Consider the following 15,883-nt stretch of genomic DNA (forward strand, 5'->3'; position numbering starts at 1 on the left):
TCATACAATTTTTGTCGTCCAGTCTTCAACATTCCAGATATCCGTAACCCAGTCTTCATAAAATTCCGGCTCATGGGAAACTAACAGGACGGTGCCTTTAAATTCCCGCAGCGCTTTCTTCAATTCGTCTTTCGCATCCACATCCAAATGATTGGTCGGCTCATCCAGCACCAGCCAGTTAATGTCCTTCAGCATCAGTTTGCACAAACGTACTTTGGCGTTTTCACCACCACTCAAAACCATCATCTGACTGGTAATATGCTCATTTGTCAGGCCGCAGCGCGCTAAAGCCGCCCTCACTTCAAAATTCGTCAGCCCGGGATACTCGTTCCAGACTTCCTCGAGAGCCGTAGTGGTATTATGACGGCCTGACTCCTGCTCAAAGTATCCCGGAAACAGATAATCACCCAAACTGACTTTTCCGGCAAGCGGCGGTATTTGCCCCAGCAGCGTTTTGAGCAGCGTGGACTTGCCCAACCCGTTGACGCCGCGAATGGCTACTTTCTGGCCTCGCTCCAGTGCAATCCTGACCGGCCTGGTCAGGGGTTCATCATAGCCAAGAACCAGTCCGTCAGCTTCCACAATGAAGCGCCCGGGCGTTCTGGCCTCCCGGAACTGGAAAAAGGGTTTGGGCTTTTCCCGCGGCTTTTCCAGCATTTCCATCTTGTCGAGACGTTTCTGGCGGCTGTTGGCCATACCCCGCGTCGCCACCCGCGCTTTATTCCGGGCGATAAAGTCCTCCATGCGTTCCACTTCCTGCTGCTGGCGTTCATAAGCCTTTTGCTCCTGGCTTTTTTTCACGGCCAGCATTTGCTGGAACTGATCATAATTGCCGGTATACCGGGTCAGTAAGGTATTTTCCACATGGTAAATCACATTAATGACTTCATTCAAAAACGGTATATCATGAGAAACCAGGATGAAGCTGTTCTCATAATTCTTCAAATACCTTTTCAGCCATTCAATATGTTCAAAATCAAGATAATTGGTCGGCTCGTCCAAAATTAAAATGGTCGGGTTCTGTAACAGCAGTTTAGTCAGCAGTACTTTTGTCCGCTGACCGCCGCTTAAGTCGGTAACATCGCGGTCCAGGCCGATCTCTTTAAGCCCCAGTCCGTTAGCCACCTCCTCAATTTTAGCATCAATCATGTAAAACCCGCCGTGATCTAAAAGATCCTGGATCTCCCCGACGTCGGCCATCATTTTATCCAGTTCCTCCGGTCCGGCTTCCCCCATTTTATCATACAGTGCCAGCATTTCCGCTTCCAGGTTAAACATGCCCTGAAAGGCTTCCCGCAGCACATCCCTGATGGTCTTCCCCCTGGTCAGCACGGCATGCTGGTCCAAATACCCGACAGTGACCCGGTTTGACCAGACCACCTTCCCATCATCCGGCACCAGCTGGCCAGTAATAATATTTAAAAAAGTCGATTTTCCTTCTCCATTGGCTCCAATAAGACCAACATGTTCTCCTTTTAAAAGACGAAACGAAGCATTTTCCAGTATTTTACGCGCACCAAAACCATGCGAAACATTGTCAACATGTAATACACTCATGATCAGTCTCCCTGTCGTATTTTGCAATGCCTTTTCATTTTAGCGTAGCCCCGGAAAACTGTCAAAGAAAAACCCGTTGCTTCCTGCAAAAAGACAAAAAGCACAGGAGAATGCCTGCCTGAAAACGAATGTAGCATAAAAAGGCAAATGGAGGTCACCTATGTTAAGCGAATTAATAAAACAGGGATTCGGTGTACAGGAAGACTATAACTGTGCCGAGAAAATTCTCTACGGTGCCAATCAAGCCTATCAGCTTGGTCTGGACAGGAAAGCGCTCAAATTGTCGGCCGGTTTTGGCGGCGGCATGGCCATTGGCAGTGTCTGTGGTGCGTTAACGGCATCCGTCATGGTGCTGAGTCATTTATTTGTCAAAAACAATGCTCACGCTTCACCCGAAATAAAAACACTGACTCAGGAACTTTTCGCTGAATACGAAAAGGCGATGGGCTGCACCGACTGTATCCCGCTGAAAGAAAAATACTGCCTGCCGGAAGTAAAATGCCTGCAGGTCATTGACAAGGCCGCGGAAATCTTAGATTCCATCGTCCTGCGGGAAAAAGGAAAAAACAAATAAAAAAAACCATGCAGCTCAAATTTGCTTTTGAAACTGCATGGTTTCTGCTTGTTATTGAACACGTAAGGCAACGGCTTTAGCCAGTTTAGCCTTATTCGCGTTAAAATCATACAAGGCCTGGGTATAATTAGTTTGAGCCTGTGTAAGCCCCACCTGGGCATCCATAACATCCAGATTGGTGCCTGCTCCGGCACTATACTTCACCTTAGCAATTTTCAGGTCTTCATCTGCTTTGTTGACCGCAATCCTGGCGGTCTCAATTCGCTTTTCCGCTTCCTGCATCGAAAGATAAGCCTGACGTACCTCCAATTCGATAGCACTGCGGATTTGACGATCCTGTTCGTTAGCTTTATCCACAGCCGTTTGAGCCTGTTTTATTTTCGCACTTGTCAGCCCGGAATCAAACACATTCCAGTTGGCGGTTACGCCTACCGACCAGTTTTTATTATCTCCCGGAAAATCCGGACCGCTCCAGGACTGTGCTCCGCTTAAACTAACAGAAGGCCGTCTACCGCTTTCCGCAACTTGGACGCCGGACTTGGCCGCCTCCACACTGTAGCGGGATTGTACGATTTCCGGGCGTTTGTTCAAAGCCATGGCAATGCTCTCTTCCAGAGTCTGATCATAAGGAGCATAACTTAGTTCGTCTTTATAAATATAGACGGTATCCATCGGAGCGCCAATCACATTATTCAGGCTGGCAACCGCAACATCATAATTGTTTTGCGCTTTAATCAGGTTCTGCTGGGCATTAGCCAGTTCCACTTCTGAACGAAGCACATCCGACTTGGCAACCGTCCCGGCTTCATACTGGGCCTGTACATTTTTCAGATGTTCATTCAGACTGTCCACTGTTGCCTGATTAACCTTGACCAAATTACTGGTCTGCAGCACATTGTAGTATGCCGTTGTCGTATCCAGGCGGAGCTGTTCCTCCGTCTTTACCACGCCTTGCTGTGCAGCGCTTGCATTAAGTTTTGCCTGGTCGATGCTTCCTTCCAACTGGCCGCCGGTATACAAGGGTACGCTGAGTTTTAACGACGTATTATAATTTTCGCCGATTTCAGCCAAACCGCTGTCCCCGCGCGTGCCAGAGGCACCCAGACTTAATGATGGCAGCTTGCCGGCTTTGGCTTCATCAATGCCAAACATGGCCTTTTCCTGATCACGCAGAGCCATTTGCATGGACGGATTATTTTTTAATGCCATAGCAATACTGTCATCCAAAGTAAGTTCGGTTGAATCCGCAAACGCGGTGGCCGCAGTAAGCATCATAAAACCAGTGCTCAGCGCTGCCACCAAATAATTCTTCCAAACCCTTTGCTTTGCCATTTTTCCTGCTCCTTTTTGCTTATACTAGACCGACTAGTCAGTCAAATCATATCATATTTTTTTATTATTGACAACTATTTCTGTTAACTAAATAATGGTTAATAAACAGGCCGAATCCTCTCATCATGAGCGGATCCGGCCTGCCCATCAGCTTAGATTCCATCCCCATACATGCCTTCCTCCTCTGAAAAGCGAACAATATGTTCAAATCTGACTACATTCCCATCTCTTATTGTTATGTTAACTTCGCTGACACCTGTCTTTCGTTCACTGTCATGGTCTTCCACTAACTCTTTATTCACAACATTTTTTTTGGTCATTTGCCGTCCCCCTCTTTCTCGCCTTTTTACTTCACACAATACAAAAAACCCCTTCCGAGGAAAGGGGTGTATACTTTCCTCTTATCTTTCAGGATTTCTCCTGCTGGAATTAGCACCACTGCATTGCTGCGGGTTGCCGGGTGTCATCGGGCCAGTCCCTCGACCACTCTGGATAAGAGATTTTCCATATTATATTTAGAATCAATTTTACCGCACCAGAGGCCGGCTGTCAATTGTAAGAGGAAAAGATTTTTAGAAAAATTTAACTAACCGGCAGGTATTATGCTTTATCTATCTATATAATCATTGTAAAGATATGTTGATTTTCATTACTGGAGGTAAAAACTATTTCACCCTTATTAAATCTAAATCGCAAAAATAATAACGGCTGACTCCCCCCGGGATTCAACCGTTTCTTTTTTCCAGCTTATAGGACAAACCAATCATTCATTTGTTTTTTTATCATTATTTGTTTGTTCTTTATCCTGATGACAACGATAAATAAACGTATTAAATACATCTACCCGTTCCGACTCCGGCTTAGAAGAAGGGTTTATTTTTTTGATCTCATAGGTCAGTTTGCTTTCCCCGTTTGCTTCCTTGGTCACTTCAAACACCTCTATTGCTGCTATAGTCACCGTTTACTATGAACATAATTTGGATTATAAAATCATTATATTGTGTTTTATGTTAAAAGTAAACGCTTTCCTGCGTCAATTCTGCGAAATTTAAAGTATTTTGTCACATTGGCAACGGAACCACAGAGATATGTCACCCTACTTCCTGCAAGATTTTAGCGACCATTTCTATACGGTTAAACGGAGTAATGAAATAAAACCCATCGACATAGGGCTTAATCTTCCGGGCGATTTCCACCGCTAGCGCGATGCCGGCCTGTTCGGCTTCAGCGCGGTCCATAGCGGGGTCAAAGCGATGAATATGTTCTTCCGGTATTGAGATCCCGGGAATTTCATTATTTAAAAACATGGCATTGCGGTAACTGACCAGCGGCATGATACCACCCAGAATTTTGACCTGCGAAGGCTTTTTGACAGTAGGAAGAAAATCGATCGCTTCAGAAGAAAAAATGGGCTGCGTCAGAAAAAAACCGGCTCCTTTTTCCGCTTTTTTTACCATGCGGGCCACTTCCAGCTCTGGCTTTGGCACATTTAAATTTAAGGCACCGCCGATGTTAATGACATCATCTGCAAAAAACTCCCGATTCATCCGGTTCATGAGTTCGATCAGCTTAAAGGAATTCAAATTGAAAACACTTTTAATTTCCGTTTTATCGGCGGCAGAAACACTGTCGCCGGTGACCGCCAGCACATTGCGTATTTGCTCAATATGCCCGGCCAGCAAACTGGACTTTAAAGCATTTAAGTTTTTATCCCGGCAGCAAATATGCGGCATAGTTTCCATACCGGTTTCCCGCTGAATTTTGGCCGACAGCATGATCGAATCCACTCTGGCCTTAGCCATCGGCGAATCGGCAACCGTGACCAAATCGACACCAATCCGGCGGCAAACCTTCGCATTATCCAGGATTTTATCAATACCGGTATCAAACGGCGGATCCAGTTCCACCGCTACAACAAACTCTCCCTGCTGCAATTTTGCAGAAAAATTATTATGCACAGTTTTCACGGTTACATTCGCTTTACCATTGGCCGGCTGACTTGGTTCGACAACTGACGGCTGCTGTGACAGCTTCCGCACCAGGCAGGCAATATGTTCCGGTGTGGTCCCGCAGCAGCCGCCGATTATTTTCACACCAAGAGCGCTGATATTTTTCATCACCTCGGCAAAATACTCCGGGTTTTGTGCATATACCGTACGTTCATTGATGACTTCCGGATATCCCGCATTGGGAAGAACCGAAATGATATTTCCGGCAAACCTATGATTCAGCTTTTTTACGGCATTATATAAATGCGTGGGGCCGACACCGCAGTTAAACCCATAAGCGTCAACTGCAGTCAAATTTTTAGCCTCGGACACAATGCTGGCATTACTAATCCCCCTACGGGTAAAACCGTCCGGGGTAGTCGCAAACTGGGCCAGAATAAAGGCAGCCTTATTTTGCCGTTTAATATATGTGCTGATCTCACCAAGATATTCCGTGCTGCTGAAGGTTTCAAAGACAAAAATAGCCGCCCCCTCGGCTAAGAAGGTATCCACAACAAACCGGTATTCCGCCATAATCCGGTCATGATCGATATCGTCCGCACCGGAGACCAGGGCCGGCACCGGCCCGATATCAGCCGCTACAAATACGTCACGGCCGGCAGCAGCCTTAGCCGCAATGCGGTAGCCTGCCTGTATGATTTGCTTTACCTCGGCCTGAGTCACCCCCAGCGACAGCGTATTGGCTGAGAAAGTGTTGGTCCGGATCAGTCTGGCTCCGGCCGCAATATATTGTTTATGAATGCTTTCAATCAGCTCCGGCTCGGTAAGATTGGCCGGTTCCGAAAAAACGACCGTCGTCCCCTTCAGGCTGGCGTAATAAGTGCCCATTGCCCCGTCGGCAATCACCATGTTTTTCGCTACATATTCTCTGATCATGTACTACAACTCCCCACTCTCCTGACAGCCTAACATTGCATCGGTGATTACCCGGCCCGCAATAGCGGCAGTACCTTGCGGTATATCAATAAAGTAAATGCGGTAATAACCGCACCCTTGATTGCATTAAAGGGTGCAACCGCCAATGTAACAAAAGTTTTCAAATCTACAATATGCGGATTGGCGGCTGCTCCCATGGCAATGATTTGTTCCATAGGGAAATGTAAAACCGCCTGGTATAGGGGTATCAGCACAAAGTAATTCATGAACGAAGCTACAGCAATCATCGACGCCGTACCGGCAGTCAGCGCCAGCAATGCCCCGCCAAAGGCAGGCCGCCTGCGATACACAATACCGGCCGGCACCAGAAAAGCAACGCCCACTATAAAATTTGCCACTTCACCAATTCCTGCCGTTTGCGTATTGGTCGCATGAATCAGGTTTTTGACCAAATCCACCAGTACCGCAGCGGCCGGTCCCAGAGAAAAAGCCGCAATCACCGCCGGAAGCTCGCTAATATCCAGCTTCAAAAAAACCGGCAGCATTGGGACGGGAAGCTCGAAAAACATTAATAATGTGGCAACAGCCGCCAACAAACCGATTTTGGCTGTATTATTCGCTTTATACCTGTCCATAAGACCTCCTGATTGTGCCTGAGAACACTGTTGGGGTAAATAAAAAATCCCGAAAATCCCGGGATGTAAAGATTCTCTCATATCTTCTTTCATCCAGACTGTACTGTCGGCCTTGGAATCGCACCAAGTCTGCCTTGCGGCTCGTGGGCTTGCAGCAGCACTGCTTACCACCGGTCGGGAATTTCACCCTACCCCGAAGATATTCACAGCTATTTTTATTTTTATCATACCAAAATATCCTGCATTTCTCAAGTAGTTGATTCTGTAGTAATAATAACAGTAGAAGTGGTGGAGATGGTACTGGCAGCAGTAGTGGTATTCACAAAAAAATCTTCGGCAATTTGCCGGATATCGGGCGGCAGCCCTATATTCCCCAGATTATTCAGTACCGGCACCTGCAAAATTTGCTCAACTGCCGGTGATACGGCTATCGGCTGATTGGCAGCAATAGCTGCTAAATTTGAATATACAAATACCTGGAGCACATCATTTATATCCTTCGACAATGCCAAATTCATCACACTCCCTACCGATTATCGCACATCATACTATATGCCGGCAATGACAAAAGCGCTTCTCCTGAAATACAATCAGGCCGAATCAGGTATTGACGTCCGCTGCCATGCCCCAGGGAAAAGAGGCGGCCATAAACAGGATAACTCCGGTCATGGTACTTTCCCTTCTAACGGACATAAATATCAATAATCGCAGACATTCCCGGCTTAAGCTGAAACTGCCCCGGATCGGTCGCCTGAATTTTAACCGGAAGACGCTGAGTTACCTTGGTAAAATTACCTGATGTATTTTCATTAGGCAACAAGGCAAATTGTGAGCCGGCTGCAGGTCCGACTTCCGTCACCCTGCCGTTGAAGGTTTTTCCAGGATACGCATCAACGTTGAAGGAGACTTCCTGTCCTACCTTTACCTTGCCAATATTGGTTTCTTCAATATTGGCCGCAATCCACACATCGTCCAGATTAGCGATACTAAAGATCGGCTGTCCTGTTGTCACCACTTCACCCTCTTCTACCGATTTTACGGCAACGACACCGCCGGCGGGGGCTCTGATGACCGTGTCTTCATACTGAATTTCGGCGCTTTGCACTGCCGCCCGGGCCTTCTTTACCTCAGCCTGCAGCATTTGAATATCTTCTACTCTTGAGCCTTCATTGGTGACACTATAGGAATCCTGAGAAGCGCTATGCTGGGCTTCGGCCACTTCCAGCGCCGTTTTTGCCGCATCACGCTGCTGGGCGGATACTGCCCCCTGTTGATACAGCGTTTCCGCCCGTTCATAATTCTTACGGACATTATCCAGATTAGCCTTGGTCTGGCTTACCGCCGCACCGGCCTCGGCAATTTCCTGCGGCCGGTTGCCGGCCTGTGCTAAAGCCAGCTTGGCTTCAGCAGCTGACAAAGCACCTTTGGCTTGCTCCAACTGCGCTATAAATTCCCGCTGTTCCAGAGTGGCAAGCACTTGCCCGGCCGTTACGGTATCGCCCTCTTTAACCAGTACCTTTTCCACACGACCGCTATCTTTGGGACTGACGCTGACGATCGTTCCTTTAACCCGGGCATCATCGGTGGAAACAATTTTCCCGCTGCGAATCCACCACCATACCCCACCGGCAACTGCGGCTATAACCAAAATACCAACAATTATACCAATTGTCCGTTTACTTAATTTGCCTGTTGTCTGACTCATGCTATACGCTCCTATTTCAACAAATATTGCCGCAAAAGGTAAATGCCAAGCTCTACTTCATGCCGGCGGACAGTTATTTTTCCAATTCCGGAAGAAAAGACCGCCATTATCGGCAATAGGATAAATCAGTTTAATATTAGTAACACGAATATTATTAATATTAATAACTTTTATAAAAAGCTGCAAAGCTTATTTTTCAGTAAAATACGCAAATAGAGTTGTTTTTTTTGCATTCTGTAAGAATAAGGCACCCTCTTATATATTTAAACACTTGTTTAAAAAAACAGCAGTCAGTCATATGGATAAGGCCGTCTGCTGCTCCTTCTTATTTGTACTGCCAGTAACACAGCTTTTTTTCCAGATAATCAATCGTACCAAACAAAATCAGCCCAATACCGCTTAAAATTACAATTCCTGAATACATCTCCAGATAATTGACCCGCATCCAGGCATCCATGATAAAATACCCCATGCCGTACTGTGTGCCAAACGTTTCCGTAAAAAACAACACCGCTATGGCTGTTGCCATAGCCACCCGCAGGGATGTAAAAAAATACGGCAGAGAAGCCGGTACCAGAATGTCCCGCACAATATCCTTAAATTCTGCTCCCAGCGAATACAAGGGATAGTAGGTTTCTTTCGGAATACTCTTTACTCCGTCGCGTACCGCCACAACGACCTGAAATAAAATAATCAAAAATATCATCAATATTTTGGTTACATCTCCCAGGCCAAAAATCAGCATCATAACCGGCAGCAAAGCAATTTTCGGAATAGGGTAGGTTAAATAGACCAGAGGGGCCAAAGTTCTGTCCCAGCCAGGAAAATACCCCATACAAAGGCCGATGGGAAATCCGGCGGCAACCGCCAGACACATACCGGCCATCATACGCCACAGACTGTAAAGGCTATGTATGGCAATCTTGGCGGCAAACACATCATATAAATTGACAATAACCCTCCAGGGATAAGGAATAATCGGCAGTTCAACCCAGCCGGCAAGCCCATGCCACAATGCGAAAAAGATCATGATACCATACAGATACCACACGCCCAACCTATTTTCTTTCATGCCGACCAATCCTCTTTTATCATTTTTCTCAGCTTAAGACACATTTGGAAAAATTCCGGTTGATCCCGGGCTTCTTCCAGACCGAACAGAGGATTGTCAATGATTTTGCTGACCGTTCCCGGGCAGCCGGATAAGATGATGATCTGCTGCCCCAGGTACACAGCCTCTTCCACATGATGCGTAACCAACACCGTGGAAACAGCATGCTGTTTCCAGACCCGCAAAAATACTTTCTGTATGTCTTCCCTGGTCATGGCATCCAAAGCTGAAAAGGGTTCATCCATCAGCAGAACATCGGGCTGCAGAAGAAAACTGCGCGCCAGAGAAACCCGCTGCTGCTGCCCGCCGCTTAATTCCCCTGGATAACGATTTTCCAGGCCAAGCAAGCCGAGCTGTGCCAATAACTGTTCCATGTTTTCCCCTTCACCGGACAAACAGCCGTATTTAATTTTCACCCCAAGGCGGGCATTGCCGGCCACCGTTTTCCAGGGTAGCAGGCCATAATTTTGCGGAATAAACCCTATTTTTTGACACTCGGGCCGGATTGGCTTTCCATCCAGTTCCACCAAGCCCTCATATTCGGTAATAATACCCGCCAGCACTTTTAATAAGGTCGATTTGCCGCAACCGGAAGGACCGATAATTGCACAGGTTTTTCCGGTTGGCAATTCCAGATTCACCTGCGCCAGCGCCTGAAATGTTTCCCCTCCGGAGCGGTAACCCACGCTGAGGTTTTGCAAAGTAATCATAGACTACCTCACAAAGCGGTCGTTGACCAGTTCCTGATAGGTGTAAACTTGCTGAATCAGCTCTTTTTGTTTTAGCCAGGCAATCACATCTTCAACATCCTTAGGTTTAGGCGCTGCTGCCTTTTGATACTCCGGCAAAACCAAAGTGTCCTTTATCGCCGGAGGAAAACCGCTTTTTTCAATAACCAGTTCAAGGTAGTTCTCCAACGGTTCGTTGTTTATATAATCCACCGCTTTATTATAAGCCCGGTACATGGCCTGAATTTGCTGTCCCTTTTCCTTAGCCGCCTTGGCCGTAAAAAGCATCACTCCGGGATTGATCCCTAATTGCTCGGAGCTGTTTACCAGTTTGCCGCCGTTTTTGATTGCCAGGGTTGCCAGCGGATCAGGCAGTGTGGCCGCAGCAATTTTGCCGTTTTGCAACATCTCCAAACGCACCGGAATTTGCGGGACAATTACTTTATTGATGTCGGCCGCACTCAAGCCGCTGTGGGCTGCAATTTCATCGGTAACATATTCAATAATGGTATTCTTGGATATAGCCACGTCCCTGCCTTTTAAATTTTGCAGCGAGGTCACCGCCTCCTGTTGGCCTGCTACCAGTTTATAGCTGCCGGTAGTAGCCGAAGTAATGACGGTATCAAAGCCGCCTTGTTTGGCAAAGGCTTCCGCCAGCACATCGGACACCGCACCGTCCAGGTTGCCGCTTTGCAGCGCACTGTCCCGTTCCACGGCACTTTTAAAGGAAGTTAAAGTTACCTGGACCCCCTCTTCTTTAAAAAAACCTTTCTCCTGTGCAATGATAAACGGAATAGAATCCACATCCGGCATTAGCCCAATAGCAAGTACCGGTTCCGACACAGTTTCTTTTTGTACACCACAGCCGCTGAAAATCAGCATCAGTAAAGTGAAGCTCAGCAATAACCCTATTTTTTTCATGTTACAAACCTCTCTTTCGCAAAAAACAGCCCGTTTCGATTGGCATAAACAAATAAACCGGCATACCGCTTTTCTATCCGGCTTTTCATTTTTTGTACTTTTCCTTGACATTATGTCAATCTATTGTTTGAACCTATTTACAAATTCTGTGCTAAAACACAGAATCCTGCCCCTAATTCGTATGAATGTTTTTGCAAGAAATGTGAACATATGTAAAAATCATTAAAAATCAGGCAAGTTTCACCAAAAAAATACTTAAATAGGATTTTTTATCATCTTATGGTATCTTGTAGGTAAATTTCTAGTTTATTCCCAGATAAGGATTTTACGATAAAAGGAACAGAATTAAAAACAATTCCAGCAGGAGGGTTCTTTATGAAAAAAACAGCATTTCTTACCACTATCACCGCTTTAGTATTATTAATTCTGCTTACCGTGGCCGCTTATGCCCAGCCAGCCGGCGAGCTGTACCAGGTATCAACTATTAACGCCTTGATGCAGGGTGTATATGACGGCGAACAAACCGTTAAGGATTTGAAGCAGCATGGCGATTTCGGCTTAGGCTGCCCTGAACGTCTGGACGGTGAACTCATTGCTCTTGACGGAAAGTTCTATCAAATCCAGTCGACCGGCAAAGTCGTTTTGCTCAATGACAGTATGAAGATACCGTTTGGCACCGTAATGCATTTTAAAGCCAAGGCACCGCAAACCATCCAGAATATTGCTTCGTTTAGAGAGCTTGAAAACCGTTTCGATACGATCATAAAAGAAAGGAATTATTTTTATGCCATCCGTATGGACGGAGTATTTGACTATGTAAAAACCAGGAGCATTCCTCCACAGAATAAGCCTTACAAAACTTTATCCGAAGCGGCTAAAGAACAGAACGTCTTTGAATTACATAACGTGAAGGGGACAATTGTCGGCTTTTGGGCTCCCCAATATGTTAACGGTGTCAATCTTCCGGGCTATCACCTGCACTTTATTTCCGAAGACCGCCAGAGTGGCGGCCATGTTTTAGATCTTCATTTTTCAACCGCAGCTTACCAGTTAAATAAAATAACTAATTTCTATATGTCGCTGCCCCTTGATGGCGATTTCCGCCATGTAAATTTAGAAAAAGATCTGAGCAGGGAATTGAAAAAGGTAGAAAACTAAATAAAATTTCCAATGCTTCTCCAATAGCATTGTCTCATGAAAAACCTGCAAATTTGTCGTATATCATTTGCAGGTTTTATCATCCCCAATCAAACCCTTGAACATTCTCATCGTTATAAGGAGGTCTCACTTTGGAAAAATTGCGCACACAAATGAAAAGTTTACGCACACAACTGGTGCTAGCCGTTGCCGTTACCGTGGGGATTATTCTACTCAGCGTCATGGTTATCTGCTATTGGAACACCTCCCGGATTGTCCAACGTAATTTGGAAGAAAAATTCGAAGTTCAGGCCAAACAACTGGCCAATGCCATTGATATTGATATGCAGCGCGAAAAAACCATCATGACCACCTTTGGCAAGCAGGGCACTCACCAATTTGCCGCTTTAACCGCCGATCAGCAAAAACAATTCCAATTTACCAGGCAGCTGCACGAAGATTATTCTCAATGGAATCCGGTGAGCTTTCTGCCCGACTTATCCGGCAAAGAAGTAGCTACCAGCGCCGGGAAACTGGTGGACGCCTCCAAATTAAGCTATATACAGCTCATTCCGCAGGGAATACCTTTTCTCGATAAACCGATCATCTCGGTAACCACCGGTCAGGCCATTGTCGTGGGGGGAGCGCCGATCACCGTCAACGGGCAGGTGACCGGCGCCGTTGTCGGCGGAATCCCCCTGGAAAAGTTCACCAAAGATATTGACGAAACCAGAATTGGTCAGGAGGGCTACTGTATTTTAATTGCCCCGGACGGAGTCATTACCAGCCATCCGAATAAAGAACTGGTCATGCAAAAGAGCATCCAGGATTTAAACAACCCCTATCTGACCAGAGCGCTGGAAGACATAAAAAACGGCACCAGCGGACATTTTATTACTCGAATAGACGGAGTTGAGTCCATTGTTGCCTATGTTCCGACTCAGGACCGCTGGGGTGTGTTCACCGTGGCGCCCACTTCGGAACAATTCGCCGCGCTCTACCGGATCACCTGGATTTTTATCGGTTTATTCATTCTTGGCTTGCTGATTGCCGTATTCATCATTAATTGGATGGCCGGAAAAATCGTGCGCCCGATCAGGGAAATGTCGGAATACGCCAGCGCCATTGCCAATGGTGATTTGCGAGAAATTACGCTCGAGCAGACCGACCGGTCACAATACCGTACACAGGATGAGATCGGCGTCCTGCGCAATGCCATGATCCAAATGCGGTCGCAACTATGGTCGTTAATCAGCCAGGTGTCCGACTCCGCCCATCAGGTCGCCAGTTCTTCCGTACAACTGAAAGAAAGCGCCGGACAGTCGGCACAAGCCGCCAATCAGGTAGCTACCACCGTATCCCAGGTGGCCATGGGTGCCCAGCGCGGACAAGCGGCCGCCAGCAAATCCAGCGAAGTATTTACCGATATCATCGGACAGATTGACAATATGAAAAACCATACCGAAGCAGCCAGCAGCCTGGCTACAACTGCAGTTGAAAAAACCAAACAGGGCGGTTCCACCGTACAAACGGCGGTAACACAAATGAACAATATTGGCAGCAGTGCGAAAAAGGTAAGTGAAACGGTAAGCCAATTATCTGTCGGCTCTGCAAAAATCGGCGAAATTGTCGAATTGATTTCCAATATCGCTTCCCAGACCAATCTGCTGGCCTTGAATGCCGCTATTGAAGCGGCCCGGGCCGGTGAATACGGCCGGGGCTTTGCCGTCGTTGCCGAGGAAGTGCGGCGTTTGGCCGAGCAGTCCCAGGAAGCAACCGGTCAGATTATTGCCTTGATCAAAGATACCAATGCCAATGTAACCAATGCCGTTACCGCGGTAGAACAGGCAGTAACCGATGTAGAGTCAGGTATTGCCAATGTCCATGAAGCCGGAGTACAGTTTGAAGAAATCTCCAAAATCATCAGTACGGTATATGAACGAACTGCCGAGGTACTGGCCACGGCTGAACAACTGGCCAATAGTAAAATAACCGTAGAGAATTCCTCCCAGGAAATCACCCAGGTCATCGAAGAAACCGTTGCCCACACCCAGACCGTTTCCGCCGCTACCGAAGAACAATCAGCTTCGATGGAAGAAATTGCCGCCGCGAGCGATAATCTTGCCCAGTTATCGGACAAGCTGAAAGCCGTGTTGGGCAAATTTAAAATTTAGACGCTGCACCAAAAGGAGCCGGGATCGTAACAGGCTTATTCATCTGCCTTACGATCTTAACCGGCTCCTTTGCTTTGCCACCGTTTCTATCTTATATTGTACGAAGTGGCTATCCATCTTTTCTGCTTCAGCTACATTGGACACTGCTCCAACCTGGAAAACGGCTGCCAAAAGAACGATTTACTTTTTAACAATCAGCTCCAGAGGAACAGGTATGGATGCAGCGACCGCTTCACCATTCATGATTTTTATAGCGGTTTCAATAGAAATTTTGCCCATATCTTTAGGTTTTTGCGCTACCGTTGCCAGCATATCACCGCTATTAACCGCCGTCACCGCATCGGCCGTGGCATCAAAGCCCACCACCAGTACGTTGGTCCGGTTAACTGCTTTAATGGCTTCTACTGCCCCCAGCGCCATTTCATCATTTTGCGCAAAAACAGCCTGGATCTCCGGATTTGCCTGTAAAATATTTTCCATGACTTTCATGCCCTTGGCCCGGTCAAAATCAGCCGGTTGTTTGGCTACTATCGAAATGCCTGCCGCAGCTTTCATTGCGTCGTCAAACCCTTTACCACGGTCATTTGCTGCCGAGCTTCCGGGAATGCCTTCCAGTTCAACCACTTTACCCTTACCGCCCAACTTGTCAATCAAGAGCTGGGCGGCCATTTTACCGCCGGCTACATTATCGGAAGCAATGGCGCTCACAACTTTGCCGCCTTCCGCACTTCTATCCACTGTAATGACCGGAATATTGGCCTTATTGGCTGCTTCAATTGCCGGAACGATCGCCTTTGAATCAACCGGATTGACAATTAACACGCTTACTTTCTGCTGCACTAAATTTTCAATATTGGACATTTGCTTTGAAGTATCATTTTGCGCATCCATCACGATCAATTCAACACCCATTTCTTTAGCGGCTGCCTGCGCACCATCCCTTAGATCTACAAAAAACGGATTATTTAAAGTAGAAACCGAAAATCCAATGACCTTTTTATCGCTCTTTTCTTGCGGCTGAGCCGCTTTATTACCGCCGCAGCCGGTCACCAAGCCGACAATAGACACCATCACTAAACCAATAATCCACAGACTTTTTTTCCGCCATACCGAAAACATAATTC

General features: G+C 46.8%; 15 protein-coding genes and 2 riboswitches. Of the genes, 3 read left to right on the forward strand and 12 right to left on the reverse strand.

Features of this window, described 5'->3' with window-relative positions; all coding sequences use genetic code 11:
* Nucleotides 1-1,557, reverse strand: a complete 1,557-nt coding sequence (gene abc-f / locus P22_RS09970) for a ribosomal protection-like ABC-F family protein (RefSeq protein WP_054260088.1) — start codon at nucleotides 1,555-1,557, stop codon at nucleotides 1-3.
* A gap of 160 nt (nucleotides 1,558-1,717) precedes the next feature.
* Here abc-f and P22_RS09975 point away from each other — a divergent pair, with 160 nt between their 5' ends.
* A complete protein-coding gene (locus tag P22_RS09975) occupies nucleotides 1,718-2,131 on the forward strand; it encodes a C-GCAxxG-C-C family (seleno)protein (protein ID WP_054260089.1) in 414 nt (137 codons plus the stop codon).
* A 51-nt stretch (nucleotides 2,132-2,182) separates the two neighbouring features.
* Here P22_RS09975 and P22_RS09980 read toward each other — a convergent pair whose 3' ends face one another.
* The 10 genes from P22_RS09980 to P22_RS10015 form a co-directional block, all read right to left on the reverse strand.
* Nucleotides 2,183-3,463 carry a TolC family protein gene (locus P22_RS09980; protein ID WP_054260090.1) on the reverse strand — a complete coding sequence of 427 codons (1,281 nt, stop codon included), beginning with the start codon at nucleotides 3,461-3,463 and terminating at the stop codon, nucleotides 2,183-2,185.
* 152 nt (nucleotides 3,464-3,615) lie between these two features.
* Entirely contained in the window at nucleotides 3,616-3,783 is a 168-nt protein-coding gene (locus tag P22_RS20510) for a hypothetical protein (RefSeq protein WP_156318920.1), read from the reverse strand.
* 78 nt (nucleotides 3,784-3,861) lie between these two features.
* A riboswitch (SAM riboswitch) is annotated at nucleotides 3,862-3,962 on the reverse strand.
* Nucleotides 3,963-4,226: 264 nt separating this feature from the next.
* Nucleotides 4,227-4,391, reverse strand: a complete 165-nt coding sequence (locus tag P22_RS20515; protein ID WP_216598060.1) for a hypothetical protein — start codon at nucleotides 4,389-4,391, stop codon at nucleotides 4,227-4,229.
* Between the two features lie 163 nt (nucleotides 4,392-4,554).
* A complete protein-coding gene (locus P22_RS09985) occupies nucleotides 4,555-6,348 on the reverse strand; it encodes a bifunctional homocysteine S-methyltransferase/methylenetetrahydrofolate reductase (protein WP_054260091.1) in 1,794 nt (597 codons plus the stop codon).
* 47 nt (nucleotides 6,349-6,395) lie between these two features.
* On the reverse strand, nucleotides 6,396-6,983 hold the full coding sequence (locus P22_RS09990) for an ECF transporter S component (RefSeq protein ID WP_054260092.1): 588 nt from the start codon (nucleotides 6,981-6,983) through the stop codon (nucleotides 6,396-6,398).
* Nucleotides 6,984-7,060: 77 nt separating this feature from the next.
* Nucleotides 7,061-7,188, reverse strand: a riboswitch (FMN riboswitch).
* 43 nt (nucleotides 7,189-7,231) lie between these two features.
* On the reverse strand, nucleotides 7,232-7,495 hold the full coding sequence (locus tag P22_RS09995; RefSeq protein WP_156318922.1) for a hypothetical protein: 264 nt from the start codon (nucleotides 7,493-7,495) through the stop codon (nucleotides 7,232-7,234).
* Between the two features lie 170 nt (nucleotides 7,496-7,665).
* Entirely contained in the window at nucleotides 7,666-8,688 is a 1,023-nt protein-coding gene (locus P22_RS10000; protein ID WP_054260094.1) for an HlyD family secretion protein, read from the reverse strand.
* Nucleotides 8,689-9,013: 325 nt separating this feature from the next.
* Complete coding sequence (locus P22_RS10005) at nucleotides 9,014-9,760, reverse strand: ABC transporter permease (RefSeq protein ID WP_054260095.1); 747 nt, start codon at nucleotides 9,758-9,760, stop codon at nucleotides 9,014-9,016.
* Nucleotides 9,757-10,509, reverse strand: a complete 753-nt coding sequence (locus tag P22_RS10010; RefSeq protein WP_054260096.1) for an ABC transporter ATP-binding protein — start codon at nucleotides 10,507-10,509, stop codon at nucleotides 9,757-9,759. The genes P22_RS10005 and P22_RS10010 overlap by 4 nt, the downstream gene beginning before the upstream one ends.
* A gap of 3 nt (nucleotides 10,510-10,512) precedes the next feature.
* On the reverse strand, nucleotides 10,513-11,448 hold the full coding sequence (locus P22_RS10015) for an ABC transporter substrate-binding protein (RefSeq protein WP_054260097.1): 936 nt from the start codon (nucleotides 11,446-11,448) through the stop codon (nucleotides 10,513-10,515).
* A 375-nt stretch (nucleotides 11,449-11,823) separates the two neighbouring features.
* On the opposite strand from P22_RS10015, the gene budA reads away from it, so the two are divergent.
* A complete protein-coding gene (gene budA / locus P22_RS10020; protein ID WP_054260098.1) occupies nucleotides 11,824-12,606 on the forward strand; it encodes an acetolactate decarboxylase in 783 nt (260 codons plus the stop codon).
* A 131-nt stretch (nucleotides 12,607-12,737) separates the two neighbouring features.
* On the forward strand, nucleotides 12,738-14,759 hold the full coding sequence (locus tag P22_RS10025; RefSeq protein WP_235814609.1) for a methyl-accepting chemotaxis protein: 2,022 nt from the start codon (nucleotides 12,738-12,740) through the stop codon (nucleotides 14,757-14,759).
* 180 nt (nucleotides 14,760-14,939) lie between these two features.
* On the opposite strand, the gene rbsB is transcribed toward P22_RS10025, so the two are convergent.
* Complete coding sequence (gene rbsB, locus P22_RS10030; protein ID WP_054260099.1) at nucleotides 14,940-15,878, reverse strand: ribose ABC transporter substrate-binding protein RbsB; 939 nt, start codon at nucleotides 15,876-15,878, stop codon at nucleotides 14,940-14,942.
* Between the last annotated feature and the right edge of the window lie 5 nt (nucleotides 15,879-15,883).

It is taken from the genome of Propionispora sp. 2/2-37 (assembly GCF_001298735.1).
Lineage (GTDB): Bacteria > Bacillota > Negativicutes > Propionisporales > Propionisporaceae > Propionispora.

Excerpts from the sequence above, each read along its gene's own strand:
- abc-f (WP_054260088.1), bottom strand. The coding sequence starts at position 1,557 with ATGAGTGTATTACATGTTGACAATGTTTCGCATGGTTTTGGTGCGCGT.
- P22_RS09975 (WP_054260089.1), top strand. The coding sequence starts at position 1,718 with ATGTTAAGCGAATTAATAAAACAGGGATTCGGTGTACAGGAAGACTAT.
- P22_RS09980 (WP_054260090.1), bottom strand. The coding sequence starts at position 3,463 with ATGGCAAAGCAAAGGGTTTGGAAGAATTATTTGGTGGCAGCGCTGAGC.
- P22_RS20510 (WP_156318920.1), bottom strand. The coding sequence starts at position 3,783 with ATGACCAAAAAAAATGTTGTGAATAAAGAGTTAGTGGAAGACCATGAC.
- P22_RS09985 (WP_054260091.1), bottom strand. The coding sequence starts at position 6,348 with ATGATCAGAGAATATGTAGCGAAAAACATGGTGATTGCCGACGGGGCA.
- P22_RS09990 (WP_054260092.1), bottom strand. The coding sequence starts at position 6,983 with ATGGACAGGTATAAAGCGAATAATACAGCCAAAATCGGTTTGTTGGCG.
- P22_RS10000 (WP_054260094.1), bottom strand. The coding sequence starts at position 8,688 with ATGAGTCAGACAACAGGCAAATTAAGTAAACGGACAATTGGTATAATT.
- P22_RS10005 (WP_054260095.1), bottom strand. The coding sequence starts at position 9,760 with ATGAAAGAAAATAGGTTGGGCGTGTGGTATCTGTATGGTATCATGATC.
- P22_RS10010 (WP_054260096.1), bottom strand. The coding sequence starts at position 10,509 with ATGATTACTTTGCAAAACCTCAGCGTGGGTTACCGCTCCGGAGGGGAA.
- P22_RS10015 (WP_054260097.1), bottom strand. The coding sequence starts at position 11,448 with ATGAAAAAAATAGGGTTATTGCTGAGCTTCACTTTACTGATGCTGATT.
- budA (WP_054260098.1), top strand. The coding sequence starts at position 11,824 with ATGAAAAAAACAGCATTTCTTACCACTATCACCGCTTTAGTATTATTA.
- rbsB (WP_054260099.1), bottom strand. The coding sequence starts at position 15,878 with ATGTTTTCGGTATGGCGGAAAAAAAGTCTGTGGATTATTGGTTTAGTG.